The 25,078-nt window shown below is 75.4% G+C and carries 26 protein-coding genes and 1 pseudogene; 2 read left to right on the forward strand and 25 right to left on the reverse strand.

Translation table 11 applies throughout. From position 1 onward, the window contains the following. Position 1: 1 nt before the first annotated feature. The 5 genes from KK617_RS01460 to KK617_RS01480 form a co-directional block, all read right to left on the reverse strand. A complete protein-coding gene (locus KK617_RS01460) occupies positions 2-1,366 on the reverse strand; it encodes an ABC transporter substrate-binding protein (protein ID WP_277497616.1) in 1,365 nt (454 codons plus the stop codon). Next, on the reverse strand, positions 1,363-2,511 hold the full coding sequence (locus tag KK617_RS01465) for a branched-chain amino acid ABC transporter permease (protein ID WP_277497617.1): 1,149 nt from the start codon (positions 2,509-2,511) through the stop codon (positions 1,363-1,365). Before KK617_RS01465 ends, KK617_RS01460 begins: the two co-directional genes overlap by 4 nt. A gap of 3 nt (positions 2,512-2,514) precedes the next feature. Continuing rightward, positions 2,515-3,393, reverse strand: coding sequence for a branched-chain amino acid ABC transporter permease (locus KK617_RS01470; RefSeq protein ID WP_277497618.1), 879 nt, complete (start codon positions 3,391-3,393; stop codon positions 2,515-2,517). A gap of 61 nt (positions 3,394-3,454) precedes the next feature. Continuing rightward, positions 3,455-4,162 (reverse strand): ABC transporter ATP-binding protein, encoded by a 708-nt coding sequence (locus tag KK617_RS01475; RefSeq protein ID WP_277497619.1) that lies wholly within the window; start codon positions 4,160-4,162, stop codon positions 3,455-3,457. A 3-nt stretch (positions 4,163-4,165) separates the two neighbouring features. Then, on the reverse strand, positions 4,166-5,014 hold the full coding sequence (locus KK617_RS01480) for an ABC transporter ATP-binding protein (protein WP_277497620.1): 849 nt from the start codon (positions 5,012-5,014) through the stop codon (positions 4,166-4,168). 195 nt (positions 5,015-5,209) lie between these two features. Between KK617_RS01480 and KK617_RS01485 the strand changes: the two genes are divergently transcribed. Beyond that, a complete protein-coding gene (locus KK617_RS01485) occupies positions 5,210-6,451 on the forward strand; it encodes a helix-turn-helix domain-containing protein (RefSeq protein WP_277497621.1) in 1,242 nt (413 codons plus the stop codon). A gap of 9 nt (positions 6,452-6,460) precedes the next feature. On the opposite strand, the gene KK617_RS01490 is transcribed toward KK617_RS01485, so the two are convergent. The 8 genes from KK617_RS01490 to KK617_RS01525 all read right to left on the reverse strand — a co-directional run bounded on the left by KK617_RS01490 (position 6,461) and on the right by KK617_RS01525 (position 14,472). Beyond that, entirely contained in the window at positions 6,461-7,591 is a 1,131-nt protein-coding gene (locus KK617_RS01490) for an acyl-CoA dehydrogenase family protein (protein ID WP_277497622.1), read from the reverse strand. Then, positions 7,588-8,769: an acyl-CoA dehydrogenase family protein gene (locus KK617_RS01495; RefSeq protein ID WP_277497623.1), complete on the reverse strand. Its 1,182-nt coding sequence runs from the start codon at positions 8,767-8,769 to the stop codon at positions 7,588-7,590. The genes KK617_RS01490 and KK617_RS01495 overlap by 4 nt, the downstream gene beginning before the upstream one ends. Further along, a complete protein-coding gene (locus tag KK617_RS01500) occupies positions 8,766-10,010 on the reverse strand; it encodes an acyl-CoA dehydrogenase family protein (RefSeq protein ID WP_277497624.1) in 1,245 nt (414 codons plus the stop codon). The genes KK617_RS01495 and KK617_RS01500 overlap by 4 nt, the downstream gene beginning before the upstream one ends. Before the next feature lie 57 nt (positions 10,011-10,067). Further along, complete coding sequence (locus tag KK617_RS01505) at positions 10,068-11,114, reverse strand: phosphotransferase family protein (RefSeq protein WP_277497625.1); 1,047 nt, start codon at positions 11,112-11,114, stop codon at positions 10,068-10,070. Positions 11,115-11,124: 10 nt separating this feature from the next. Then, a complete protein-coding gene (locus tag KK617_RS01510; RefSeq protein ID WP_346812588.1) occupies positions 11,125-11,610 on the reverse strand; it encodes a MaoC family dehydratase in 486 nt (161 codons plus the stop codon). Further along, complete coding sequence (gene fabG / locus KK617_RS01515; protein ID WP_277497626.1) at positions 11,603-12,361, reverse strand: 3-oxoacyl-ACP reductase FabG; 759 nt, start codon at positions 12,359-12,361, stop codon at positions 11,603-11,605. Before fabG ends, KK617_RS01510 begins: the two co-directional genes overlap by 8 nt. A gap of 72 nt (positions 12,362-12,433) precedes the next feature. Next, positions 12,434-13,252 (reverse strand): SDR family oxidoreductase, encoded by an 819-nt coding sequence (locus tag KK617_RS01520; protein WP_277497690.1) that lies wholly within the window; start codon positions 13,250-13,252, stop codon positions 12,434-12,436. A gap of 2 nt (positions 13,253-13,254) precedes the next feature. Further along, positions 13,255-14,472, reverse strand: coding sequence for an acetyl-CoA C-acetyltransferase (locus KK617_RS01525; RefSeq protein ID WP_277497627.1), 1,218 nt, complete (start codon positions 14,470-14,472; stop codon positions 13,255-13,257). A gap of 119 nt (positions 14,473-14,591) precedes the next feature. Between KK617_RS01525 and KK617_RS01530 the strand changes: the two genes are divergently transcribed. Beyond that, a complete protein-coding gene (locus KK617_RS01530; protein ID WP_277497628.1) occupies positions 14,592-15,194 on the forward strand; it encodes a TetR family transcriptional regulator in 603 nt (200 codons plus the stop codon). Between the two features lie 34 nt (positions 15,195-15,228). Here KK617_RS01530 and KK617_RS01535 read toward each other — a convergent pair whose 3' ends face one another. From KK617_RS01535 to alr, 12 genes and pseudogenes are all read right to left on the reverse strand, one after another. Then, positions 15,229-15,744, reverse strand: a complete 516-nt coding sequence (locus KK617_RS01535) for a polyketide cyclase (protein ID WP_277497629.1) — start codon at positions 15,742-15,744, stop codon at positions 15,229-15,231. Further along, positions 15,741-16,025: a hypothetical protein gene (locus KK617_RS01540; protein ID WP_277497630.1), complete on the reverse strand. Its 285-nt coding sequence runs from the start codon at positions 16,023-16,025 to the stop codon at positions 15,741-15,743. The genes KK617_RS01535 and KK617_RS01540 overlap by 4 nt, the downstream gene beginning before the upstream one ends. Before the next feature lie 96 nt (positions 16,026-16,121). Then, positions 16,122-16,730: an MBL fold metallo-hydrolase gene (locus KK617_RS01545; RefSeq protein WP_277497631.1), complete on the reverse strand. Its 609-nt coding sequence runs from the start codon at positions 16,728-16,730 to the stop codon at positions 16,122-16,124. After that, the gene (locus KK617_RS01550) at positions 16,730-17,836 is read right to left on the reverse strand and encodes an S-(hydroxymethyl)mycothiol dehydrogenase (RefSeq protein ID WP_277497632.1); all 1,107 of its coding nucleotides are present in this window, start codon (positions 17,834-17,836) and stop codon (positions 16,730-16,732) included. Before KK617_RS01550 ends, KK617_RS01545 begins: the two co-directional genes overlap by 1 nt. Before the next feature lie 74 nt (positions 17,837-17,910). Beyond that, positions 17,911-18,954, reverse strand: a complete 1,044-nt coding sequence (gene tsaD, locus KK617_RS01555) for a tRNA (adenosine(37)-N6)-threonylcarbamoyltransferase complex transferase subunit TsaD (protein ID WP_277497633.1) — start codon at positions 18,952-18,954, stop codon at positions 17,911-17,913. A gap of 29 nt (positions 18,955-18,983) precedes the next feature. Next, positions 18,984-20,384 (reverse strand): hypothetical protein, encoded by a 1,401-nt coding sequence (locus tag KK617_RS01560; protein ID WP_277497634.1) that lies wholly within the window; start codon positions 20,382-20,384, stop codon positions 18,984-18,986. A 257-nt stretch (positions 20,385-20,641) separates the two neighbouring features. Continuing rightward, positions 20,642-21,121, reverse strand: coding sequence for a GNAT family N-acetyltransferase (locus tag KK617_RS01565; RefSeq protein WP_277497635.1), 480 nt, complete (start codon positions 21,119-21,121; stop codon positions 20,642-20,644). After that, a complete protein-coding gene (gene tsaB, locus KK617_RS01570) occupies positions 21,118-21,750 on the reverse strand; it encodes a tRNA (adenosine(37)-N6)-threonylcarbamoyltransferase complex dimerization subunit type 1 TsaB (RefSeq protein ID WP_277497636.1) in 633 nt (210 codons plus the stop codon). The genes KK617_RS01565 and tsaB overlap by 4 nt, the downstream gene beginning before the upstream one ends. Before the next feature lie 10 nt (positions 21,751-21,760). Beyond that, a pseudogene (gene tsaE, locus KK617_RS01575) lies at positions 21,761-22,234 on the reverse strand (tRNA (adenosine(37)-N6)-threonylcarbamoyltransferase complex ATPase subunit type 1 TsaE); the annotation flags it as partial. Between the two features lie 35 nt (positions 22,235-22,269). Beyond that, positions 22,270-22,824, reverse strand: coding sequence for a GNAT family N-acetyltransferase (locus tag KK617_RS01580; RefSeq protein WP_277497637.1), 555 nt, complete (start codon positions 22,822-22,824; stop codon positions 22,270-22,272). Next, positions 22,817-23,902, reverse strand: a complete 1,086-nt coding sequence (locus KK617_RS01585; protein WP_277497638.1) for an alpha/beta hydrolase — start codon at positions 23,900-23,902, stop codon at positions 22,817-22,819. Before KK617_RS01585 ends, KK617_RS01580 begins: the two co-directional genes overlap by 8 nt. Further along, positions 23,895-25,076, reverse strand: coding sequence for an alanine racemase (gene alr, locus KK617_RS01590; protein WP_277497639.1), 1,182 nt, complete (start codon positions 25,074-25,076; stop codon positions 23,895-23,897). The genes KK617_RS01585 and alr overlap by 8 nt, the downstream gene beginning before the upstream one ends. Positions 25,077-25,078: the final 2 nt, after the last annotated feature.

Here is a 25,078-nt window from a genome sequence, read left to right on the forward strand (position 1 = left end):
CTCAGCCCACCGGCTCCACGTCGGGGATGCCGCTCTCCGGCGGGGCGTCGCCCGCCGCGGACTCGTCCTCGGTGACCTCCGCGTCGCCGAGGTCGCTGGTCAGCACCGGCGTCAGCGGCTGGCCGACACCGCCCTCGAGCTGCACGACGCGCATGCCGGACAGGCCCAGGTGGCTGTCGGCCGAGTAGCGGAAGGGCGCCAGGCCCGGGCCCTCGAAGTCGCCGCCGGCCTCCTCGATCGCCGCGACGACGCCCTCACGGGTCAGGTCGTCGCCAGCGGCCTGCAGGGCCTGGACGAGGGTGTAGGCCTGCGACATGCCGTAGATGCGGTAGTTGGTGAGCGGCTCGCCCTCCTCGCCGTACTCGTCCCAGACCCGCTGCCACAGCTGGACCCACGGGTCCTCGGGGGCGTCGACGCCCGGGATGTACTCGGTCGTGATGACCCCGTCGAGCAGGCTGGCGCCGTCGGCGACGGCACCCTCGGAGAACGTGGCGAGCAGCGAGCCGACGAGCGAGGGGTCGGAGCCCACGTTGGTGTACATCCACTGCGGGTCGAACCCGAGGCGCAGCGCGACCAGCTGCGACAGCGCCGTGAACGACGGCACGCTGAACCCGATGACCAGGTCGACGTCCGCGGCCTGCAGCTGCGCCAGCTGGGGCGCGATGTCGGTGTTGCTCGGCGTGTAGGAGACGACCTCGACGATCTGGTCGTCGATGAACTCCCGCACGCCCGCCTCGCCGTCGGCGCCCAGGTCGTCGTCCTGCAGCAGCAGGCCGACCCGCGCGTCCGGCATGTTCTCCGCGATCCACTGGCCCATGACCTTGCCCTCGATCACGTAGTCGGGCTGCCAGCCGAAGGTCATCGGGTACTCCTCCGGCGTCTCGCCCCACTGCCGCGAGCCCGAGGACACGAACAGGTCCGGCACGCCCTCGTCGTTGAGGAAGTCGATCGCCGCGCCGTGCGTGGGCGTGCCCAGCCCGCCGACCATGCCGAAGATCTCGTCGGAGAGCACGAGCTCGTTCGTCACCTGCGTCGTGTTCGTCGGGTTGTAGGCGTCGTCCTTGGCCACGAACTCGATCTCGCGACCGCCCACGCCGCCCTCGGCGTTGACGAAGTCGTAGAACGCCTGGTGGCCGCTCGGGATCTCGCTGTAGCCGGGCGCCGCGACGCCGGTCAGCGGGAAGTGGCCGCCCACCTTGATGGTGTCGTCGGTGACGCCGACGCGGTCGGCCGGGGACTCGGCGTCGTCGCGGTCCTGGCCGGCGCCGCAGGCCGTGGCGAGCGCGCAGGTCAGGACGGTCGCCGTCGCCGCCGCGGTGCGGCGGCGCCAACGGTCGGCGGTGGTGCGGGGGGTGCTGGGGCTCATGCTCGTCCTGCCTTGTCGGTCGGGTGGGTCGGGTGGGTCGGGTCGGAGGGGCGGGTCGGGTCGGAGGTGCGGGTCGTCGCCGGTACGGCGGGCGCCGCGGGGCCGGCGGCCGCGCGCCGGCGCAGCCGCCAGCCCTGCAGGGTGCCGACGAGCCCGGCGGGGGCCAGGAGGATGACGAGGATCATCACGACGCCGTACACGAGCGGGGCCAGCTCGGCGGACTGCACGTCGTCGAGGCCGAGGTCGCTGCCGATGCCGGTGACGACCTGGGGCAGGAACGTGAGCAGCGCCGCGCCGATGAGGGCGCCGGCGAGGCTGCCGAGCCCGCCGAGCACGACGGCCGTGAGCAGCGTCAGCGACAGCGTGAGGGTGAAGCCGCTGGGGGCGGTGAGGCGCACGACCATCGCCATGAGGGCGCCGGCCAGGCCGGCGGTCGCGGCGCTGACGACGAAGGCGACGACGCGGGCGCGGGTCAGGGAGATGCCGGCGAGCTCGGCGGCGACCTCGTGGTCGCGCACGGCCCGCCAGGTGCGCCCGACGCGGCTCTGCGACAGGTTCGCCAGCAGCACGAGCACGACGATGAGCACGAACCACGACAGGTAGGCGACGAACCGCCCGCGGGACGGGTCGACGGCGGTGAGGAAGAACAGCAGGTCGGCGAACCAGGCCGGCGGCTCCGGCACCCGCACGGACAGGCCCTGCTCCCCGCCCAGCGTGTCCCCGAAGTAGATGGCGAGACCCGGTACGGCGACCGCGAGCGCCAGGGTGGCCCCGGCGAGGTACGGGCCGTGGAGCCGCGCCGCCGCCAGGCCGACCACGAGGCCCACCAGGCTGGCGACCGCGGTGGCGGCGAGCAGCACGACGGCGAGCGGCGCGGCGGGCTCGACGTCGCCGAGGAAGAGGGCGGCGGTGTAGGCGCCGATGGCCATGAAGGCGCCGTGCCCCAGCGACAGCTGGCCGTTGAGGCCGGTGAGCACGGTGAGGCCGGCCGCGGCGATGCCGAGGTAGGCCATGGCGGCCAGCTGGCCGGCGCGGAAGTCGTCGACGGCGGTCAGCACGGCGAGGGCCACGGCGCCGCCGACGAGGGCGACGAGCAGGTGGCGCAGCAGCGGCGAGGAGCCGAGGCGAGGTCGCAGGGCGGGCACGGCTCAGACCCTCCGGTGGGCGGTCGTGGCGAAGAGCCCCGAGGGCTTCACCAGGAGGACGGCGACGAGGATCAGCAGGGCGGCCATCGCCACGAGCTCGGAGCCCAGGTAGCCGCTGACGAAGCTCAGGCACAGACCCAGCAGCACGCCGCCGGCGACGGCGCCGCCGGGGCTGTCGAGGCCGCCGAGGACCGCGGCGACGAAGCCGTACACCACGACCGCGTCCATGTAGCCGGGGTGGACGAGACCGCCACCGGCGATGAGGAGGCCGGCCAGCGAGCCGACCACCGCGGCGAGCGCCCACCCGAGGGTGAGCATGCGTCCGACCCGCACGCCCAGCAGGCGGGCCACCTCGGGGCTGTGCGCCGAGGCGCGCATCCGCAGGCCGACGTCGGTGAAGCGGAAGAGCAGCACGAGCAGGCCCATGACGACCACGACGGCGAGGATGGTGAAGATCCCGAACCCGGTCAGCGCCACGGTCGTGCCGCCCACCTCGATGCCGCGCACGCCGAAGGGTGCGGGGAAGGAGCGGTAGCGCGAGCCGAAGACGAGGGCCGCCACGGAGTGCAGGACGATGAAGAGGCCGAGGGTGAGGATGACCGCGTTGAGGTCGCCCTTCCCCTCGACCGGTCGCACCAGCACGCGCTCCACCACGGCGCCGAGCACCAGGCCCGCCAGCAGGGCGGCCACGAAGCCGAGCCAGAACGAGTGGCCCGCCTCGATGATGACGAGGGCGATGTAGGTGGTGAGCATCGCCATCGGCGCCTGGGCGAAGTTCACCACCCGGGTGGAGCGCCAGATCATGACGAGCGCGAGCGCGAACGCGGCGTAGACCGCGCCGAGCACGAGACCCGTGAGGGTCGTGGTGAGCAGCTGTTGCACCGGGGGTCCCCTGTCGGTGGCGAGGTGGGGCGGGTGGACGGGTGGGGCTGGTGGTCGGGCGTCAGAACCCGAGGTAGGCGTGCCGCAGCTGGTCGTCGTCGACGAGGGTGTCCGCGGCCTGCTGCACGACGAGGCGCCCGAGGTTGAGGACGATGCCGACGTCGGCGATCCCCAGCGCGCTCCGCGCGTTCTGCTCGACGAGGAGCACGCTCAGGCCGGTGCTGCTGACCAGGTCGCGCAGGAGGGCGAAGATCTGGGCCACGACGCGCGGCGCCAGGCCGAGCGACGGCTCGTCGAGCAGCAGGATGCGCGGCTCGGCGAGCAGCGCGCGGCCGATGACGAGCATCTGGCGCTCGCCGCCCGAGAGGGTGTCGGCGACCTGGTGGCGGCGCTGGCCGAGCACCGGGAAGAGCTCGGTGACCCGGTCGACGTCGAAACGGCGCTCGCCCCCGCTGGGGGCGCCGAGCGCGCCGAGGCGCAGGTTCTCCTCCACGGTCAGCTCGGTGATGACGCCGCGGCCCTCGGGCACGTGGGCCAGGCCGGTGCGGGTCATCTCCTCCACCGGGGTGCGGAGCAGGTCGGTCGAGCCGAGCCGGGCGCTGCCGGCCGTCGGGCGCACGAGTCCCGACAGCGTGCGCAGGAGGGTCGTCTTGCCTGCTCCGTTGGCGCCGAGGACGGCGGTGATCTGCCCGTCCGCCGCGTCGAAGCTGACCCCGTCCAGGGCCTTGACCGCGCCGTACGACGCGCTGAGGTCACGCACCTCCAGCACGGCTCAGTCCTCCGCGCCGAGGTAGGCGGCCAGCACGGCCGGCTCGTCGCGCACCTCGGCCGGCGTGCCCCGGGCGATGACGCGCCCGAAGTCCAGCACGACGACCTGGTCGCAGACGCTCATCACCAGGTCCATGTGGTGCTCGACCAGCATCACGGCCATGCGGTCCGACAGCGCGCGGATGCGGTCACCGAGGGCGGCCATCTCCTCGTCCGACAGCCCGCTGGCGGGCTCGTCGAGGAGCAGCAGCTCCGGCTCGGCGACGAGCGCGCGGGCGAGCGCGACTTGCTTGCGCACGGCGTAGGGCAGGCTCGGCGGGTAGCGGTGGGCGTGGGCGGCGACCCCGAGCTCGTCGAGCACCGCCATCGCCCGCTCGCGCAGCGCGCGCTCCTCCCGGCTCGAGCGGGGCAGCGCGAGGAGCCCGGACAGGAAGCCGGCCCGGGCGTGGCGGTCGGCCCCGACCACGACGTTGTCGAGCACCGTCATCCGGTCGAAGAGCCCCAGGCCCTGCAGGGTGCGACCGATGCCCATCCCGGCGAGGTCGTGGGGCCGCAGGCGGCGCACCTCACGGCCCTGCCAGGCGAGCGCGCCGCCGTCGGGGCGCACCAGGCCGCAGGCCACGTTGAACAGCGTGGTCTTCCCGGCACCGTTGGGTCCGATCACCCCCAGCACCTGGCCCGGCGCGACGGAGAGCCCGACGCCGTCGAGCGCGGTGAGGCCACCGAAGGTCACCGTCACGTCCCGCAGGGCGAAGAGCTCCGCAGTGCCGGGGGCACCGCCGGCGGGGGCACCGGCGGCGGGGCCGCCGCGCGCGGCCGGGACGGCGCTGGGCAACGGGCTGGGGGTCGTCACTGCGGCTGGCTCCTGGGGTCGGACGGCGTGGTGCAGATCACTGTCGCCGGGCCGCGGGCCACGAGATATGGGCAAGGTGCACGAAGCGGGCTGTGCGCGGCGCCCCGAGAAGGGGCGAGGAGACCCGTGGCACTGTGCATCCGTGAGAGCCTGTGACTCGTGTCACAGACTGCGACGACCCCTGCCCTGCCACCCGTGCCCCGGTGGCAGGCCACGCACGACGAGGCGACGGCGCGCCGCATCGAGTGCGCGTGGACGGCCCTGCTGCCGCGGGCCGACGCCATCGCCGACACCATCTCGGCCACGATCTTCGCCCGCGACCCGGACTGGTACGCCAAGGCCGACGAGCGGCTGCGGGCCGACGTCCGCCAGAACACGCGCGAGCACATCCGCTCGGGCCTCGTGGCGCTCGCCGGCCGCAAGAGCTCGGGCACGCGCACCACGGACGTGTGGCGGGAGACGGGCCGGCGCCGCGCCCGGCAGCGGGTGCAGCTCGAGCTGGTGCTCAACTCGTACACGCTGGGCGCCCGCCTGCTGTGGGAGGCGATGCTCGACCTGGCCGGCTCCGGGCACCCCGACATCGACGACCAGGTGCTCGTCGTCGCCGGCCAGCAGCTGTGGCACAACCTCGACATCCAGAACGCCGTGCTCATCGACGCCTACCGCCGCGAGAGCGCCCGGATGGAGCGCCGCGACCTCCAGCGCCAGCAGGGCTACCTCGACGGCCTCGTCGACGGGCGCGGCGCGGACCACGCCTTCGCCACCGAGTCGGCCGCGGCCCTCGGCATCGCGGCGGACGAGCCGATCGCCTGCGTCGTCGCCCCCTTCGACGGGCCCCTCGACGAGCCCCTGACCGCGCCCGACGACCGCCTGGAGCGGTCGGGACGGACCTCGCACTGGCACGTCCGGGGCGGGCAGGTCTTCGGGCTCGTGCCCATGGGCGGTCTCGGCACGGCCCAGCTCGTGGAGATCCTCCGCCCCGCGGCCACCGGGCGCGTCGGCGTGGCGTCGAGCCCCGAGGGCATCGGCGGGTTCGCCACGGCGTACCAGCTCGCGGCCCGGGCCGCGCAGACCGTGCCGCGGGGGGCGACGGCGGTCGTCCTCGTCGACGACCGCCTCCCCGAGGTGCTGCTCGCGGGCAGCCCCGAGGTCACGGCGCTGCTCGTCGAGCGGTCGGTGGCGCCCCTGCTCGCCCAGTCACCGCACCAGGCGCGGGTGCTGCTCGACACCCTCGCCGTGCTGCTCGACTGCAACGTCTCGCCCAGCCGGGCCGCGGAGCAGCTCTACTGCCACCGCAACACGGTGATCTACCGGCTCAAGCAGATCGAGCAGCTGACGGGCCGCGACCTGCACGACCCGCGCCAGCGGCTGCTGCTCACCCTCGGGCTGACGGCGATCGGCCACACCGGTCCGGACCGGCCCGCGGCCGACCGGTGACCCGCCGGGTCACCCCAGGCGCGTCCCGGGCGGGTCGAGGTCGGCCAGGCGCGCGACGACGGCCCGGTGGCGCTCCGGGCTGCCCAGCGCGAGCTGGTCGGACTTGGCGCGCTTGAGCAGCAGGTGGGCAGGGTGCTCCCAGGTCATCGCGAGGCCGGCGTGCAGCTGCACCATCTCCTCCGCCACCCGCACGGCCGTGTCGGAGCAGGCGGCCGCCGCGACGGCGGTGACGAGCGCCTGCTCGAGGTCGTCGTCGACGTCGGCGAGGGTGCCCACCGCGAACGCGGCCGCGGCACCCATGGACTCGACGTCGACGTAGACGTCGGCCAACCGGTGCTTGAGGGCCTGGAAACCGCCCAGCACCCGGCCGAACTGCCGGCGCTGCTGCAGGTAGGCCACGGTGTCGACCAGGCAGCGCCGGGCGAGGCCGACCTGCTCGGCGGCGAGCACCGCCGTACCGGCCCGCAGGCCCGCCCGCAGCGCGTCGCGCGCGTCGGTCGCGACGACGGGCGCGGCCGCGAGGGCCGCCGCGTCGACGGTGACGTCGGCGAGCTGGCGGGTCATGTCGAGGGAGACGACCGGCTCGACGGTGACGCCGTCACCCACGGGCACCGCCCGCAGCTCGAGCGCGTCGCCGGCGCCGGTCGGCACGAGCAGCACGTGGGCCTCGAGCGCCCCGGCGACGGAGCGCACCACGACGCGGGCCCCGACCGCCGGCACACGCCCCTCCGGCGCGGTCGTCCACGGTACGACGAGGCTCGCCGTCACCTGCCCGCCCGCGAGGTCGGCCAGCAGGCGGTCGGCCTCCGACGTCCCGGCGTGGGCGAGCACGGTCGTCGCGACGACCGCGCTGGTCACGAAGGGCACGGGGGCGACGGCGGCGGCGAGCTCCTCGGCGACGGCCGCCGCCTCCCGCAGGGAGGCACCGTGCCCGCCACGGTCCTCGTCGACGAGCAGCCCGGCGAGGCCCAGGTCGACGCCGACGGCGCGCCACAGGGGCGCGACGAGGGACCGGTCGCCGTCGTAGCAGGCCGTGACGGCCCCGACGGGGCACCGGTCGGCGAGCAGGTCGCGCACGGCCGCGCGGAGGTCGGAGACGACCTCGGAGTCGAGCAGGTCCGGGACGGCGTGGGTGGTCATCGCGGGATCTCCTTCCACGGCACGTCCTTGTCGACCCGGGGCTCCCCGGGCAGTCCGAGCACCCGCTCGGCGACGATGTTGCGCAGGATCTCCGAGGTGCCGCCCTCGATGGAGTTGCCCTTGGCGCGCAGGTAGCGGTAGCCGGCGTCGCGGCCGGTGAAGTCGACCCGGTCGGGGCGCACCAGGGTCCAGTCGGAGTAGCGCAGGCCGTCGTCGCCGAGGAGCTCGACCTCGAGCCCGGAGAGCTGCTGGGCGAGGCGCGCGAAGACGAGTTTCATCGCCGCCCCCTCGGGCCCGAGCTGGCCGCGGGCCAGCTTCTGCTGCAGCCGCAGCCCGGCGGCGCGGGCGACCTCGGCGTCGACCCAGTGCCGCACGAGCCGGTCGTGCAGGCCGGGCGTGCGCGCCTCGGGGTGGGCGCGCCAGGTCTCGGCGACCCGGCCCACCATGCCGCTCTCCCGCGCGGGCGACCCGGCGCCGATCGCGACGCGCTCGTGGTCGAGGGTGGCCGTCGCGACGCGCCAGCCCTCCCCCACCTCGCCCAGCCGGTGGGCGTCGGGGATGCGGACGCCGGTGAGGAACACCTCGTTGAACTCGGCCTCGCCGGTGAGCTGGCGCAGCGGGCGGACCTCGACGCCGGGGTCGGTCATGTCGCACAGGAAGTAGGTCAGCCCGCGGTGCTTCGGCACGTCCGGGTCGGTGCGGGCCACGAGGATCGCGAACCGGGCCGTGTGGGCGCCCGAGGTCCACAACTTCTGGCCGTCGACCACCCACGTGTCGCCGTCGAGCACCGCCCGGGTGCCGAGCGCGGCGAGGTCGGAGCCGGCGCCCGGCTCCGAGAACAGCTGGCACCACGTCTCCTCCCCCGTCCACAGCGGGCGCAGGAAGCGGTCCTGCTGCTCGGGGGTGCCGAAGGCGAGGATCGTGGGGGCGGCCATGCCGAGGCCGATGCCGTTGCGGTGGGGCGCGTTGTCGGGCGCGCCGGCGGCGGCGAACGCCTCCTCGACCACCGGTTGCAGGGCCCGGGGCAGCCCCAGCCCGCCGCGACCCGGCGGGAAGTGCACCCACGCCAGCCCCGCGTCGTACCGGGCCCGGAGGTGGTCGAGGCGCTCGGTCGTGGCGGGGTCGTGCTCGGCGAGGAACGCGGCGACCCGCTCGCGCAGCTCGGCGGCGGCGCTCACGCCGGCTGCCCCGCGGCGGCGCGGCGGTCGGCCTGGCGGCGCAGCTCGTGGCGGGCCAGGGCCTGCTTGTGCACCTCGTCGGGGCCGTCGGCGAAGCGCAGCGTGCGGATGCCGGCGTACGACGCCGCGAGGGGGAAGTCCTGCGACAGCCCGCCCGCGCCGTGCACCTGGATGGCCTTGTCGAGGATCCACTGCACGGTCGACGGCGTCGCGATCTTGATCGCCTGGATCTCGGTGTGGGCGCCGCGGTTGCCGACGGTGTCCATGAGCCACGCCGCCTTGAGGACCAGCAGGCGCAGCTGCTCGAGGCGCACCCGGGACTCGGCGATCCAGTCGCGCACGACGCCCTGCTCCGACAGCGAGCGTCCGAACGCCACGCGGCCGTCGGCGCGGGCGCACATCAGCTCGATGGCGCGCTCGGCGACGCCGATGGAGCGCATGCAGTGGTGGATGCGGCCCGGGCCGAGCCGGGCCTGGGCGATCGCGAAGCCCTGGCCCTCCTCGCCCACCAGGTTCGCGCGGGGCACCCGGACGTCGTGGAAGACGATCTCGGCGTGCCCGCCGTGGTCGCGGTCGTCGTACCCGAAGACCTCCATCGGCCGGACGATCTCGACGCCCGGGGTGTCGCGGGGCACCAGGATCATCGACTGCTGGCGGTGGCGGTCGGCGTTAGGGTCGGTCTTGCCCATGACGATGAGCAACTCGGCCTGCGGGTTCATCGCGCCCGTGATCCACCACTTCCGCCCACTCACGACGTACTCGTCGCCGTCGCGGACGATGCGCGTCGCGATGTTGGTCGCGTCGGACGAGGCGACGTCGGGCTCGGTCATGGCGAACGCCGAACGGATCTCGGCGTCGAGCAGCGGGCGCAGCCACCGCTCCTGCTGCTCGGGGCTGCCGAACATCGACAGCACCTCCATGTTGCCGGTGTCCGGGGCGGAACAGTTGAGCGCCGCCGGGCCCAGGCGGGGGGCGCGTCCGGTGAGCTCGGCGAGCGGCGCGTACTGCAGGTTCGTCACCCCCGGCCCGTGCTCGCCGGGGAGGAACAGGTTCCACAGCCCCCGGCGCCGTGCCTCGGCACGCAGCTCGTCGAAGACCGGCACCGTGGACCAGGCCCACGGGTCCTCGAGCGCGTCGAGCTCGGCGGTGAACCGGGCGTCGGCGGGCTCGACGTGGGTGGTCAGCAGGTCGTCCAGCGAGGAGAGCAGCTCCTCGGTGCGGGCGTCGTGGCGGAAGTCCATCGTGGTGTCCTCGCTCGGGGCCGGTGCTGGGGTGGGCGGTGCTGGGACGGGCGCTGGTCAGGGGCGTGCGGGCAGGGCGGCGAGCCCCATCTCCAGGAGGGGTACGACGACCGCGCCGACGTCGGCGAAGCCGTCGCCGACGGTCTGGCCGTGCTGGTGCCGGAAGTGGATGCCCTCGAGGATCACGGCGAGCTTGAACGCGGCGAGCCCGAGGTGGACGTCGAGGGCGCGCAGGTCGGTGTCCCGCGCGGCGGCGTAGCGCTCGAGGATCGCGTCCTCGTCGAGGAAGCCGGGCGCGCGGCCGGCGTCGGCGACGGCGCCCGGGGCGACCTCGGCGAGGCGGCCGTAGAGGACCATCAGGGCGACGTCGGTGAGCGTGTCGCCCAGCGTGGCCATCTCCCAGTCGATGACGGCCGCCACGGCACCGGTGTCGTCGACGAGCGCGTTGTCGAGGCGGTAGTCGCCGTGCACGATGCCCGGGCGGGTGCCCGCGGCCGCCGCCTCGACGGCGCCCTCGAGGCGCCGCTGGAGCTCGTCGGCCGCCGGGAGGTCGCGCGAGCGGGAGCGCTCCAGCTGCGTCGACCACCGGCGTACCTGGCGCACGAGGAAGCCCTCGGGGCGCCCGAAGTCGCCGAGACCGACCTCCTCGGGCGCCACGGCGTGGAGCGCGGCGAGGGTGTCGACGAGCCCCTCGCTGATCCGCCGGGTGCGCTCGGGGCCGAGGGGGGCGAGCTGGTCGGCGGTCCGGTACGGCGTGCCCGCGACGTCGGCCATGACGTAGAAGGGGGCGCCGAGCACCGTGTCGTCGCTGCACAGCGCGTACGTCGCGGGGACCGGCACCGTCGTCGGCGCCAGGGCGGTCATCACCCGGTGCTCGCGCGCCATGTCGTGGGCGGTGGCCAGCACGTGGCCCAGGGGCGGGCGGCGCACGATCCACGTGCGGGCGCCGTCGCCGACGCGGTAGGTCAGGTTGGACTTGCCCCCGGCGATGAGGGAGCCGCGCAGGTCGCCGGCCAGCTCGGTGGCGGGGTCGGTGGTGAGGGTGGCGCGCCACCAGGCGGTGAGCGCGGCGGGGTCGAGACCCGGGACGTCGGTGTCGGTCATCGGGGCGCCGTCACCCGACCAGGATGCTGACGACCTCGGCCACGCAGGCGGGCTTCGCGCCGCCCTCGATCTCCACCGTGACCCGCGTCGTGAGCTGGTGGCCGCCGCCGCCGGGCTCGAGCGCGAGGATCTCGACGCCGGCGCGCACCCGCGAGCCGACCGGCACGGGCGCCGGGAACCGCACCTTGTTGCTGCCGTAGTTCACGCCCATGCGCAGGCCGGTGACCGTGTAGACCTGCTGGCCGAGCATCGGCACCAGCGACAGGGTCAGGTAGCCGTGGGCGATGGTGCCGCCGAACGGGCCGGCGGCGGCCCGCTCGGGGTCGACGTGGATCCACTGGTGGTCGCCGGTGGCCTCCGCGAACGTGTCGACCTGCTGCTGGGTCACGGTGTGCCAGCCGGAGTGGCCGAGGTGGGTGCCGACGAGCTCGCGCACCCCGGCGACGCCGTCGACGATGCGCGGCCCGGCTGCTGACCCGGGAGCGGACTCAGGCACGGGGGCCGCCGGCGACGTAGAGCACCTGGCCGGAGACGAAGCCGGCGCCCTCGCTGGCGAAGAACGACACGGCGTGGGCGATGTCGTCGGGGCGGCCGGTGCGCGCGACGGGGATCTGGGAGGCGGCGGCCTGCTTGAACTCCTCGAAGTCCATGCCGACCCGGGCCGCGGTGGCCGCGGTCATGTCGGTCTCGATGAAGCCCGGGGCGATGGCGTTGGCGGTCACGCCGTACCGACCCAGCTCGATCGCCAGGGTCTTCGTCAGCCCCTGGATGCCGGCCTTGGCGGCGGAGTAGTTCGCCTGGCCGCGGTTGCCGAGGGCGGAGGTGCTCGACAGGTTGACGATGCGGCCGAAGCCGGCCTCGCGCATCGGCGCGGCGACGGCCCGCGACAGCAGGAACGCCCCCCGCAGGTGCACCGCGACGACCGAGTCCCAGTCGTCCGCGGACATCTTCAGCAGCACGTTGTCGCGGATGATGCCGGCGTTGTTGACGAGCATGGTCGGCGCGCCGAGCGCCTCGGTGACGCGCCGGACGGCCTCGGTGACGCCCTCCTCGTCGGTGACGTCCACGCCGACGGCGAGCCCCCGGCCCCCGGCGGCCTCGATCTCGGCGACCACCGCGCCGCAGGCGGCCTCGTCGAGGTCGAGCACGGCGACGGCGTGGCCGTCGGTGGCGAGGCGGCGGGCGACCGCGGCCCCGATGCCGCGGGCGGCGCCGGTGACGATCGCGACGCGCTGGGTGTCGTTCACGGGGGGTCCTCCAGGGTGCTGGGTGGGGTGGGGTGGCACGGCGATGGGGTGGGTGGGTGGCGCGGGCGGGCGTCAGGCCCGGTGGCCGCCGGCCTCGAGCGCCTGCTGGAGCCGGTTCATCTGCCCCAGCCAGCGGTCGGTGTCGCGGGCGCGGCCGACGTAGTAGTCCGCGACCTGCGGGTGCGGCAGCACGAGGAACCGGTCGTCGGCGAAGGAGGCCCACAGCGCCTCGGCCACCTCCTCCGGGGCCAGCGCCTCGTCGCGGGTCAGCAGCTCCTTGAGCGGGCCGGACTCCTCGAGCATGCGCGTGCGCACGCCCTGGGGGCAGATGGCCTGCACGACCACGCCGCGGTGGCGGTAGGTCGCCGACAGCCACTCCGCGAAGGCGACGGCGCCGTGCTTCGTGACCGAGTACGTCGGGCTCCCCAGCATGGTGAGCAGGCCCGCCGCGGAGGCCGTGACGACGAACCGGCCGCGACCGCGCTCGAGCCAGCCGGGCACGAGCAGCCGCGCGGCCCGCACGTGGGCGAGGACGTTGACGTCCTGGGCCAGCGTCCACGCCGCGTCGTCGGCGTCGAGGCCGTGACCCGCCTCGATTCCGGCGTTGCCGCACCACACGTCGATCGGGCCGAGGACGGCCTCGGCGCCTGCGACGACCGCCTCGACCCCGGCCGCGGTGGCCAGGTCCCCCGCGACGGCACCCTCGGCTCCGACCTCGGTGGCGACCTGCTCGGTCGCCGCCGGGTCGCGGTCGCTGACGACGACGCGCAGGCCGCCGGCGACGAGCCGGGCGGCGAGCGCCCGGCCGATGCCGCCGGCCGCGCCGGTGACGACCGCGGTGCTCCCGACGGGGGCGCTGAACGCCTCGCTGACGGGGGTGCCGTCGGCCATCGTCACGAGAGGCGCTCCAGCACCATCGCCATGCCCTGGCCACCGCCGACGCACATCGACTCGACGCCGAACTGCTTGTCGTGGTGCTGCAGGGAGTTGATGAGGGTGCTCGTGATGCGCGCGCCCGTCATCCCGAAGGGGTGACCGAGCGCGATGGCGCCGCCGTTGACGTTGAGCTTGTCGACGTCGATGCCGATCTGCTGCGCGGAGCCGAGCGCCTGCACGGCGAACGCCTCGTTGATCTCGAACAGGTCGATGTCACCCAGCTGCATCCCGGCGTGGCGCAGGGCTGCGGGGATGGCCTCGACGGGCCCGAGGCCCATGATCTCCGGCGAGAGGCCGGTGACCGCGGTCGAGACGATGCGCGCCAGCGGCGTGAGCCCCAGTTCCTTCGCCTTCGTGTCGCTCATGACGACGAGCGCCGCGGCGCCGTCGTTGAGCGGGCAGGCGTTGCCGGCCGTCACGGTGCCGTCGGGACGGAAGACCGGCTTGAGGCCGCTGACGGCCTCGTACGTCGTGCCCGCCCGCGGCCCGTCGTCGCTCGACACGACGCTGCCGTCGGGCAGCGTGACCGGGGTGATGTCCTTCGCCCAGAACCCGTCGGCGATGGCCTTCTCGGTGAGGTTCTGGCTGCGGACCGCGAACCGGTCCTGCTCCTCGCGCGTCATGCCGATCGCCTCCGCCACGTTCTCGGCGGTCTGGCCCATCGCGATGTAGAGGTCGGGCAGCTCGCCGCTCTCGCGCGGGTCGGTCCACGACTCGCCGCCCCCCTCGGCGCGGCGCGCGGTGCGGGCCACGGCGTCGGCGAAGACGGGGTTCTGCGCGGCGTCGATGTCGGAGAACCCGGCACCGAAGCGGCTCACCGTCTCGACGCCGGCGGAGAGGAAGACGTCGCCCTCGCCGGCCTTGATGGCGTGGAACGCCATGCGGGTGGTCTGCAGGCTCGAGGAGCAGTAGCGGTTGACGGTGACGCCCGGCAGGTGGTCCATGCCGCCGAGCACCGCGACGGCGCGGGCCAGGTTGAACCCGGACTCGCCCGCGGGCTGACCCACGCCGAGGGCGATGTCGACGATGTCGCGGCGGTCGAGCTCGGGCACCTTGGCCAGGGCGGCCTCGACCATCTGCAGCGCGAGGTCGTCGGGGCGCATGCCCTTGAGGGAACCCTTGCCCGCGCGGCCCATGGGCGAGCGGGCGGCGGAGACGATCACGGCTTCGGGCATGGGGACCTCTTCTGCGTCGGGGCGCGCACGGGTCGCGACCGGGGGTGACTAAGCGCTTGCTTAGTGCGAGCATGGGACAGGACGCGACCCGCGTCAACCCCTCCCGAGAGGATGTGCCGGTGGACGAGACCGAGACGGCCCCGAGCCCCAGCCGCGCCGACAGCTCGCGGTCCCGGCTCGTCGAGGCGGCCGTGCGGGCCTTCGCCGAGAAGGGGTTCCACGGCACGACGACGCGCGACATCGCCACCGGGGCCCAGATGAGCCCGGCCGCCCTCTACGTGCACCACCGCTCCAAGGAGGAGCTGCTCTTCGTCATCTCGCGCGAGGGCCACCTGGCCACGCTCGAGCTGCTGCGGCGGGCGCGTGCCGCCGACCCGGACCCCGCCGAGCAGCTGCGGCAGGCGGTGCGCGACTTCGCGGTCCACCACGCCCGCGGGCACACGCGGGCCCGGATCGTGAACTACGAGCTGGCGGCGCTGAGCGAGCCGCACCTCGCGGAGATCAACGGGCTGCGGCGCGCCATCGACGCCGAGCTGCGCGGCATCGTCGTCGACGGGGTGGCGACCGGACGGTTCGCCTGCCCCGACCCGCGCATCGCCGCGGCGGCCGTGCTGTCGATGGGCATCGACCTGGCGCGGTGGTACCGCGAGGGCGGCGGGTGGAGCCCCGAGGACGTCGGCGAGCGGTACGCCGAGATCGCGCTGCGGATCGTCGGGGCCTGATCGGGCCCGAGCCCGTCGGTCGGTCGTGGCGAGCTCAGCCCGCCCGGCCCCGGCGCACGACGGTGCGGGCGAGGATGCCGAGGGTGGCCTTGAGGCTCTGCTCGGGGATGAGCGGGAAGATCGCCTTCCACTCCGGCCGCGCGGCCGACCAGTCGTAGAAGCTGGTCACGAGCGTGCGCTCGCGACCGTCGGCGCCGGGCTCGACCGGTTCCAGGCGGTAGCCGTAGACGTGCCCGATCGGCGGCCTGACGCGCCCGACGATGCTCCAGGAGACCTCGCGGTCGGGCACGAGCGACTCGATGACGACCGTGACGTCGTACTCGTGCAGGTCGGGGATGTCGCCCAGGGCGTCGCGGTCCATGTGGACGACGAAGCTGTCCCCCACCGCGCACGGCCGCTCACCGGTGGCGTCCATGAGCATGCCGGAGGCGTCGATGTCGACGTGGCCCTGCGGGTCGGTGAGCAGGTCGTAGACGGCGGCAGGCGGCGCCGCCACGACGCGCTGGACCTCGATGCGCTCGGCGGACGCCTGCTGGTCGCTCTCGCTCACGCCCCCGAGAGTACGGCGGGCCCGACGGTCGCGGGGCGCGCGACGTGCGCGACGAGGCAGGGGTCGACCTCGACCTCCTCGACGCCGAGGGGCAGCAGCATCGCCTGCAGGGCGCCGAGGGACATCTCGACGGCGGGCGTCGCCGTACCCATCGCGGCCTCGAGCGCGCGGCGACCGCTGAAGGCCAGGCCGACGCGGCCCACGCCGTCGACGCGGGCGGTGCGCAGGACGAGGGCGCCGCAGCGGGTGGTGCGGACGGGGACGAGGTACTCGCGGTTCACGGCCCCAGCCTCCGCCCGGCCGCGCGCCCCGGGGAGGGGGCAGGCCGTCAGGGAACGGCACCGCCCCGTCAGGATCCGGTCAAGGACCCGACGGTCTCAGCCGAGGGCGGCCTTCTCGGCCGCGATGGTGGTGTCGTCGCCGTGGCCGGTGTGCACGACCGTGCCGTCGGGCAGCGCGAAGAGCTTCGCGCGGATCGACGCCTCGATCGTGGGGCGGTCGGAGAACGAGCGGCCGGTGGCGCCCGGCCCGCCGTTGAACAGGGTGTCGCCGGTGAAGACGGCGCCCAGCTCGGGGGCGTAGAGGCACACCGCGCCCGGGGCGTGGCCCGGCGTGTGGAGCACCTGCAGCGTGGTGCCCCCGACCGCGATCTCCTGGCCGTCGCTGAGGTCGACGTCCCACAGCTCGTCGGTGTGGGTGAGCTCCCAGAGGGGGCGGTCGTCGGGGTGCAGCAGGATCGGCGCCGTGACGCGCTCGCGCAGGGCGGGCGCGACGCGGACGTGGTCGTCGTGGGCGTGGGTGCACACGATCGCCTTGACCTTCCGGTCCCCCACGATGCCCAGGATCGCGTCCACGTCGTGCGGGGCGTCGATGACGACGCACTCGGCGTCGTCACCCACGACCCAGACGTTGTTGTCGACGTCGAACGTCTCGCCGTCGAGCGAGAACGTGCCGGCGACGACGCCGTGGTCGATGCGGGCGGCCATCAGAGCACCACGACCGAGCGCAGCACGTCGCCCTGGTGCATCCGCTCGAAGGCGGCCTCGACGCCGTCGATGGCGATCTCCTCGGTGACGAACGCGTCGAGGTCGAGACGGCCCTGGCGGTAGAGGTCGACCAGCATCGGGAAGTCGCGACTCGGCAGGCAGTCGCCGTACCAGCTCGACTTCAGCGACCCACCGCGACCGAACACGTCGATCAGCGGGATCTCGGGGATGGTCATGTCGGGCGTGGGGACGCCGACGAGGACGACGGTGCCGGCGAGGTCACGTGCGTAGAACGCCTGCTTCCACGTCTCGGGGCGACCGACCGCGTCGATGACGACGTCGGCGCCGTCGGCGCCCCGGTGGCCCGCGGCCGCGCCGGCGATGGCCTTGATGGCCTCGACCGCGTCGGTCTCCGAAGAATTCACCGTGTGGGTGGCGCCCAGCTTCGTCGCCGCCTCGAGCTTCCCCGCGTCGATGTCGACCGCGATGATCGTGCCCGCGCCGGCCAGCGCCGCGCCCGCGATCGCCGCGACGCCGACGCCACCGCAGCCGATGACGGCCACGACGTCGCCGCGCGACACGTTGCCCGTGTTCATCGCCGCACCGATGCCGGCCATGACGCCGCAGCCCAGCAGGCCCACGGCCGCCGGCCGTGCCTCGGGGTCGACCTTCGTGCACTGCCCGGCCGCGACGAGGGTCTTCTCGGCGAACGCGCCGATGCCCAGCGCCGGCGACAGCGGGGTGCCGTCGGCCAGCGTCATCTTCTGGGTCGCGTTGTGCGTGGCGAAGCAGTACTGCGGCTCCCCCCGGTCGCACGCGCGACAGTCACCGCACACCGCGCGCCAGTTGAGGACCACGAAGTCGCCCGGGGCGACCGTCGTGACGCCCTCGCCGACCGCCTCGACGACGCCGGCCGCCTCGTGGCCCAGCAGGAAGGGGAACTCGTCGTTGATGCCGCCCTCGCGGTAGTGCAGGTCCGTGTGGCACACCCCGCAGGCCTGCACCTGCACCAGCGCCTCACCCGGCCCCGGGTCCGGCACCAGGATCGTCTCCAGGCTCACCGGCTCGCCCTTGGCCTTCGCCACGACCGCCTTGACCTCGTGCATCAGCGTCTCCCTCTTCCCGGGCCGGGGCCCGTACGTCGTCTCGCCCGCCAACGTATCGCCCCGGACCGACGACCTCAGACCAGGACGCTGGTGACGGGCTGGGAGGAGTCGGCCGGCAGGTCCAGCGCGGAGGGCGTGCGGCCGCGGGCGACCATCTCTGAGCCGAGCGCCGCGACCATGGCGCCGTTGTCGGTGCACAGGCCCGGGCGCGGGATGCGGACGCGGACACCCACGCGCTCGGCACGCTCGACGACCATCGCGCGCAGCCGGGTGTTGGCGGCCACACCGCCGCCGACGAGGAGGTCCTCGACGCCCTCGGAGGTGGCGGCGTCGAGCGCCTTGCGCACGAGGACGTCGCAGACGGCCTCCTGGAAGCTCGCGGCCACGTCGGCGACGGGCACGGTCTCCCCCGCCCGCTCGCGCGCCTCGACCCAGCGGGCGACGGCGGTCTTGAGGCCGGAGAACGAGAAGTCGAAGCGGTGCCGCTCGAGGTCGCGCCGCGCGCTGAGGCCGCGGGGGAAGTCGATGGTCACCTCACCCGAACCCGCGGCCCGGTCGATGTGCGGCCCGCCCGGGAACGGCAGGCCGAGCAGGCGGGCGACCTTGTCGAACGCCTCCCCCGCGGCGTCGTCGATGGTGGCGCCCATCGGGTCGACGCCGAGCGTCAGGTCGGTGACCCGCAGCAGGCTGGAGTGACCGCCGGAGACCAGCATGGCGATGCAGGGCTCGGGGAGCGGACCGTGCTCGAGCTGGTCGACGGCGACGTGCGCTGCGAGGTGGTTGACGCCGTACAGGGGCTTGCCGAGGCCGAGCGCGAGGGCCTTGGCGCTGGCGACGCCGACGAGCAGCGCGCCGGCGAGCCCGGGGCCGCTCGTCACGGCGACGGCGTCGAGGTCGCGCAGCCGCACGCCGGCGGTCGCGCAGGCCCGCTCGATCGTCGGCACCATCGCCTCGAGGTGGGCCCGGCTCGCGACCTCGGGCACGACGCCGCCGAAGCGGGCGTGCTCGTCGACGCTCGTGGCGACCGCGTCGGCGAGCAGGGTCGTGCCCCGCACGATGCCGACGCCCGTCTCGTCGCACGAGGTCTCGATGCCGAGGACGAGGGGTTCGTTGCTCACCGGAGCCATTGTTCCAGAGGTCGCCGGCGTCAGCAGAGGTCGGCGTCGACCGTGCGCGGCACCGCGATCATCAGCCGGGCCTCCGCCGACGAGACGACGTGGGTGCCTGCGTGGTCGACGAGGAAGCCGAGCCCGTGCGGGGTCGACCAGACGTAGCGGCCCGGTCCCGTCTGGCGGGAGCGGTAACCGGCGTGCGTCTTCCACCGGTGGTGCCGGCGGCCGAGGGGGCCGCTGTTGTGGGTGCCCGTCTGCGCGCGCCCCGGTGGGCCCGTGTCGTCGTACGGCGTGGGGTGGTCGAGGTCGACCGCCCGGCTGGTGGAGGTCGCGTAGGGCCAGTAGTCGCCACCGGTGACGAGGTGGACGCGCTCCCGGAGCGACTCCGGGTGCTCGTAGGCGGTGGTGCGGACCCGGTCCGCCAGGTCGATGACGGGCCGGACCGTCACCTCCGCCCCGGCGAGCAGCCCCTGCAGGGCGGTGAGGGTGCGGGGGCCCAGCTGCTCGACCCGCGTCACGCCCGTCTCGCCGAGCAGCACCGCCTCGTGCAGGTGGACGTAGAGCGTCGACCGCGGGCGCAGGGCGCTCCAGTCCGTGGTGCGGAGCGCGTCGAGGAGGTCGGCGGGGAACGCGGTGGCCCGGGACGGCTCGTCCCTGGCCTGCGTGTCGGCGTCCCCCGCCTCGGCTCGCGTCTCGGCCTTCGCCTCGGACTCCACCAGCAGCTGCAGCAGCTCGGCGGGTCGGGCGAGGTAGCCGAGCGCCACGGCCCGCAGCTCGTCCGCTCCCGCGTCGGGGTGCTGCGGCGCGAGGATCTCCGCCGTCCGCGTGACGGTCGCGTCGACCCAGGCGGCGTCGCCCGCGTCGATCCGGGCGATCAGCGTCCGCAGCCCGTGCTCGTCGCTGCGGCCCAGACCGACGTAGCGCCGACGGCGCTCCTCCTCGGCGCGGGCCTCGTGCAGGTCGGGGTCGGCCTCGACCACCTTCGCCTCGGCGACGGCGATCACCCGGCCGCCGGCCTCGGTGGCGATCATCCGGGCGATCGCGGCGTCGACCACCCCGACGCGGTCGAGCGGCAGGTGGCGGGACATGCGGGCGACCCGGCGCGCGACGTACACCTCCGCCGTCCCCGTCCGCAGCACCGCCCAGGTGCGGGGCAGCCGGTGCTGCAGGTCGAGCACGTCGGCCAGCGCGTTCACCGTCGCCGTGACCCCGGTGCCGCGGGCCAGGGCGATCTCGCCCAGCGCGTGGTCCTGCACCCGCGGGGTGCCCTCGCCACCCACGGGCACGAGCGGGTTGCCGCGGCGCGCCGACTCCCCCGAGTGCAGCGCCGCCCACGCGGCCAGCAGCTCCAGGTCGCGCACCTCGGCGAGCCGACGATCGCGCACCGCAGCGGACGCCGCAGCGAGCAGCTCCGCCGGGACCAGGTCGTCGAACATGTGTTCGATTCTACGCCGGGCGCGAGATCCGGGCAACGGTCCGTCCCCAGCCTTTGGGCACTCGGCCCACCTGCACGACAGGACTCACCTCGAGCACCGCCGAGCCCGCTGCTGGTGCACACGCGTCGGCTCCTCGCCGGAGGGAGAGAGCGCCGCGTCGGGAAGGCCGCGGCCGGCAGTGGCAGACCAGCGCCGCTCACCCGAGCCGCCACCGGCCAGCCGGCCGCGGGACCACGCGCCGGCCGGCGCCTGCGGGACTACAGCTCCCGCTGCAGCACCAGCGCGTCGGAGCCGTCGCGGTAGTACCGCGGCCGACGGTGGATCTCGGCGAACCCGGCGTGCGCGTAGAACGCCACCGCCCCCGCGTTGCCCGCGGCCACCTCGAGCAGCAGGCGCTCGGCGCCCGCCTGGCGAGCGACGTCGAGCACCGCGGCGAGGAGCGCCGTGGCCACACCGGTACGCCGCGCCTCGGGTGCCACCCCGATGCGGAGCAGGTCGGCGACGTCGCCCGCGACGCCCAGGACGGCGTACCCGACGACCGGTCCGGCCGAGGGCGTGCCCGGTCCACCGGCCGGCGGCGCGGCCACCACCACGGTGCGCCCCGGGCCGGTGAGCTCCTCGGCGACGAGGTCGGCGCTCCACGCGTCGACCCCGAAGAGGGCGGCCTCGAGGGCGACCAGCCGGGAGACGTCGGCGGGCCGGGCGATCCGCAGCGCCGGGGGCTCGCCCGCGCTCACCGGTCGGCGGCGGCGACGGCGTCGGGGCGCCGCAGGTAGAGCGGCTCGGGGTCGAGCAGCTCCACCCGCTCGCCCGCGACCGCCCGCGCGAGCCAGCCGGCGTCGGGCTCGGTGGGCCCGACGGACCGCGGGAAGGCCTCGGGGTAGAGCAGCGCGCCGGCCCCGACGACCGGCACGTCGGACGCCACGTCGGCGGGCCGGGCCACGACGGGACCCTCGCGGCGGGTGCCGTCGGCGTCGTACGACGCCAGGTAGACCTCCTTGCGCCGCGCGTCCGTGGCGACGAGGAACGGCTCGCCCACCGCGCCGGTGGCCACGGCCTCGACGGCGAGCGCGTCGAGGGTGCACACGCCGTACGTCGGGAGCTCGAGCACGTGCGCCAGCGTGCGGGCGGTCACCAGCCCGACCCGCAGGCCGGTGAAGGGGCCCGGGCCCACCCCGACGACGAGCGCCGTGAGGTCGAACCGGTCGACGCCGGCCTGCGCGAGGCAGGACGCGACGAGCGGCGCGAGCTGCTCCCCGTGCTTCATGGGGCGCTCGGCGACGCCGGCGGCGAGGACGGTGTCGGTGTCCGCGTCGTAGACCGCCGCGCAGACCCGGGGCGTGGCGGTGTCGAAGGCGAGCAGCACGCGGGCGAGCCTAGACGAGCACGCCGGCCCAGCGCGGGCCGACGCCGCGCACGCGGACGACGCGGGGGTCGGCGACCTCGGCCCCCTCGGCCCCCACGGCCCCGTCGCCGCCCTCCGCGCGCTCGATCACGACCTCGAGGCGCTCGTCGGCGAGCTGCTCGGCCAGACCGGCGCCCCACTCGACGACGGTGACGGCCTCGTCCAGCGAGGCGTCGAGGTCGAGGTCGTCGAGCTCGGCCGCGCCCCCGAGGCGGTAGGCGTCCACGTGCACGAGGTCCGGCCCGCCGACGGTCGAGGGGTGCACCCGCGCGATGACGAAGGTCGGCGACGTGACGTCGCCGCGCACGCCGAGGCCGGCACCGAGGCCCTGGGTGAAGGTGGTCTTCCCGGCCCCCAGCCCCCCGGTGAGCACGAGCAGGTCGCCCGCCCGCAGCACCGCGGCCAGCCGCCGGCCGAGCGCCCGCATGGCGTCGGCGTCGGGCACCTCGTGGACCGACGCCACACCGCTCGCCCCGCCGCTCACCGGGCACCCCCCGCGGGGCGGACGAGCTCGACGTACGGCGCGGGCCGACCTGACTCGACGAAGCCGTGCGCCTCCCAGAACGCCAGCGAGCGGGGCAGCTCCGGACGGGCGAGGACGGCGAGCGTGCGGTCGCCGGCGTGCGCGACGACGGCCTCGACCATGCGCGACCCGACCCCGTGGGCCTGCCACCCGGGCAGCACCCCGAAGCGGCGCACCCACACCAGCCCCCGCACCGGGTCGGGGTCGAGGAGCAGGGCACCGACCGCCTCGCCGGCGCCGTCGGGGCCGGTCGCCTCGGCCAGCATCCCGCCCGCGGGGCGCAGGGCGGCGGCCAGCGACGCGGGCGTCTCGGCGAGCGCGTCCGCCGGCGGGTCGAGCGCCGGACGGGCCGCGAACGCGGCGCGCACCACGGCGTGGACCCGCGCGGCCTCCCCGGGACCCACGAGCCGCACGGCCAGGGTGCCTGCGACGGGTACGACGGGTGCGGCGGGCACGGCGGGACCGGCGGGAGCGGCGGGAGCGGCGGGAGCGGCGGGAGCGACGTCAGCCACGGGAGGCCGCCTCCAGGAGGTCGTCGAGGGCCTCGTTCACGCGCTCGTGCCGCTCGAGGATGACCATGTGCCCCGCGTCGTCGAGCTCGAGCAGGCGCGACCCGGCGATGTGGGCGTGCAGCTTGCGGCTGTGGCCGATGGAGGTGAGCTTGTCGGCGGTGCCGCAGACGATCGTCGTGGGGACGGACTCGAGCGCCTCGACGACCGCGAACTTGTCGAGGGTGCCGAACGCCGGGAAGAACTCGGCGAGCACCTCGAAGGAGGTGCGGCTGAGCATCCGGTCGACGAAGCGGACGTAGCTCTCGGGCACCTCGCTGCCGAACGCGTAGCGCTCGGTGGCCACCAGTGCGACGGCCCGCCCGGCGCGCCGGAAGCCGTCGACCACCCGGTGGCCCCGCGCCAGCGCGGCGACCGCGCGCACGGCGAGCTGGCCGCCGATGGTGCGGGGCAGCACGGGCACCAGCACGCGGCTCGGGTCGAGGCCGCCCGCGGTGGTGGAGACGAGACCGACGCCCACGACGCGGTCGCCGAACATCTCCGGGTGCTCCTCGGCCAGGGCGATGACCGTCATGCCGCCCATCGAGTGGCCCACGAGCACGACGGGGCCCTCGGGCACCACGTGGTCGAGCACCGTCCGCAGGTCGCGGCCGAGCTGCTCGATCGTGGCGTTCTCCCGGCTCGACCGGCCCGAGCGTCCGTGCGAGCGCTGGTCGTAGAAGACGGTGCGCACCTGGCCCCGGTAGGCGGCCCGCTGGAAGTGCCAGCAGTCGAGGTCGAGGGCGTAGCCGTGGACGAACACGACCGTCGGGAGCACGCCGCCCGTCACCCCGGCCGGCGCCGCCTCGGGCTCGTCGACCTCGACGTGCAGCGCGACGCCGTCGTCGGCCACGACCGTCACGGCGGGCGAGCGCAGCGACCCCAGCTCGACCTCGTCGCCGGCGCCGCGGCGTCCGATGACCTTGCGCCGGTGCGCGACCCCGGCCGCGGCGGCACCGGCCAGTGCGGCACCCGTCGCACCGGCGGCCAGCGCCCACAGCGCCCGCCGGCCGGCCCGGCCCTCGTGCGACCCGTCAGCCACGACGTACCCCCTCGCTGTCGACGTGGACCCGCCGTGCTCGCCCGCGCATGCGGGTGACGACCTCGTAGTCGATCGTGCCGCAGGCCCGCGCCCACTCCAGCGCGGTCGGCTCGCCGGCGGTGCCCGGGCCGAGCAGCACGACGGGGGTGCCGGGCGGCAGCAGCTCGCCGTCGAGGTCGACGACGAACTGGTCCATGCAGACGCGGCCCCGCACCGGCCGGCGGCGGCCCGCGACCAGCACCTCCGCGGCCTGCTCCGGGCCCACGCCGGCAGCGGCGTGCCGGGGGACGCCGTCGCCGTACCCCAGCGGGACGAGCCCCACCGTCGTCGCCCGGTCGGCGACCCAGGTGTGGCCGTAGGAGACACCGTCGCCCGGCCGCAGCGCCTTGCTCAGCACGAGGGGCGCGCGCACCGTCATGGCCGGCACGAGCGCGGGCCGTCCCCCGGGCACGTCGGCCTCCGGCACGTCGGGGGCGGGGTCGATGCCGTACGACGCGATGCCGCACCGCACGAGGTCGAACCGGGCGTCGGGCCGCAGCAGCGCCCCGGCGGAGTTGGCGAGGTGCCGCACCTCGGGCCGCAGGCCGGCGGCGTGCGCCACCTCCAGCGCGGCGCGGAAGACCTCCTCCTGCGCGGCGTTCGCCGGGTGCGCGGGCTCCTCGGCGGCGGCGAGGTGGGACCAGATCCCCGTGACGCGCAGGTCCCCGGCCGTCTCCGCCGCGCGAGCCGAGGCCACGAGCGCGGGCCAGGCCTCGGGCAGGGCGCCGCCGCGGTGCAGACCCGTGTCGACCTTCAGCTGGAGCCGGGCGGGCCGGCCGGTGGCCCGGGCCGCCCGCACCACGCCGTCGACCTCGACGGGCGAGTACGCCGTCACGTCCACGCCCGCGGCGACCACCGGCGCGAGGTCCTCGCCCGGCATCGTCAGCCAGCAGAGCAGCGGTCCTTCGTCGCCCGCGGCGCGCAGCACCAAGGCCTCCGCGGGCGTCGCCACGCCCAGCCAGTCGGTGCCGGCCGCGCGGGCGGCGCGCGCCACCTCGACCATCCCGTGGCCGTAGCCGTCGGCCTTGACGACGGTCATCATCGCGGCCGGCGCGACCCGTTCCCGCAGCACGCGGACGTTGTGCCGCACGGCCGCGAGGTCGACGACGACCTCCGGGCGGTCCGCGGCAGACATGG

This window comes from Nocardioides sp. ChNu-99 (assembly GCF_029493445.1).
In the GTDB taxonomy this organism is placed as follows: domain Bacteria; phylum Actinomycetota; class Actinomycetes; order Propionibacteriales; family Nocardioidaceae; genus Nocardioides.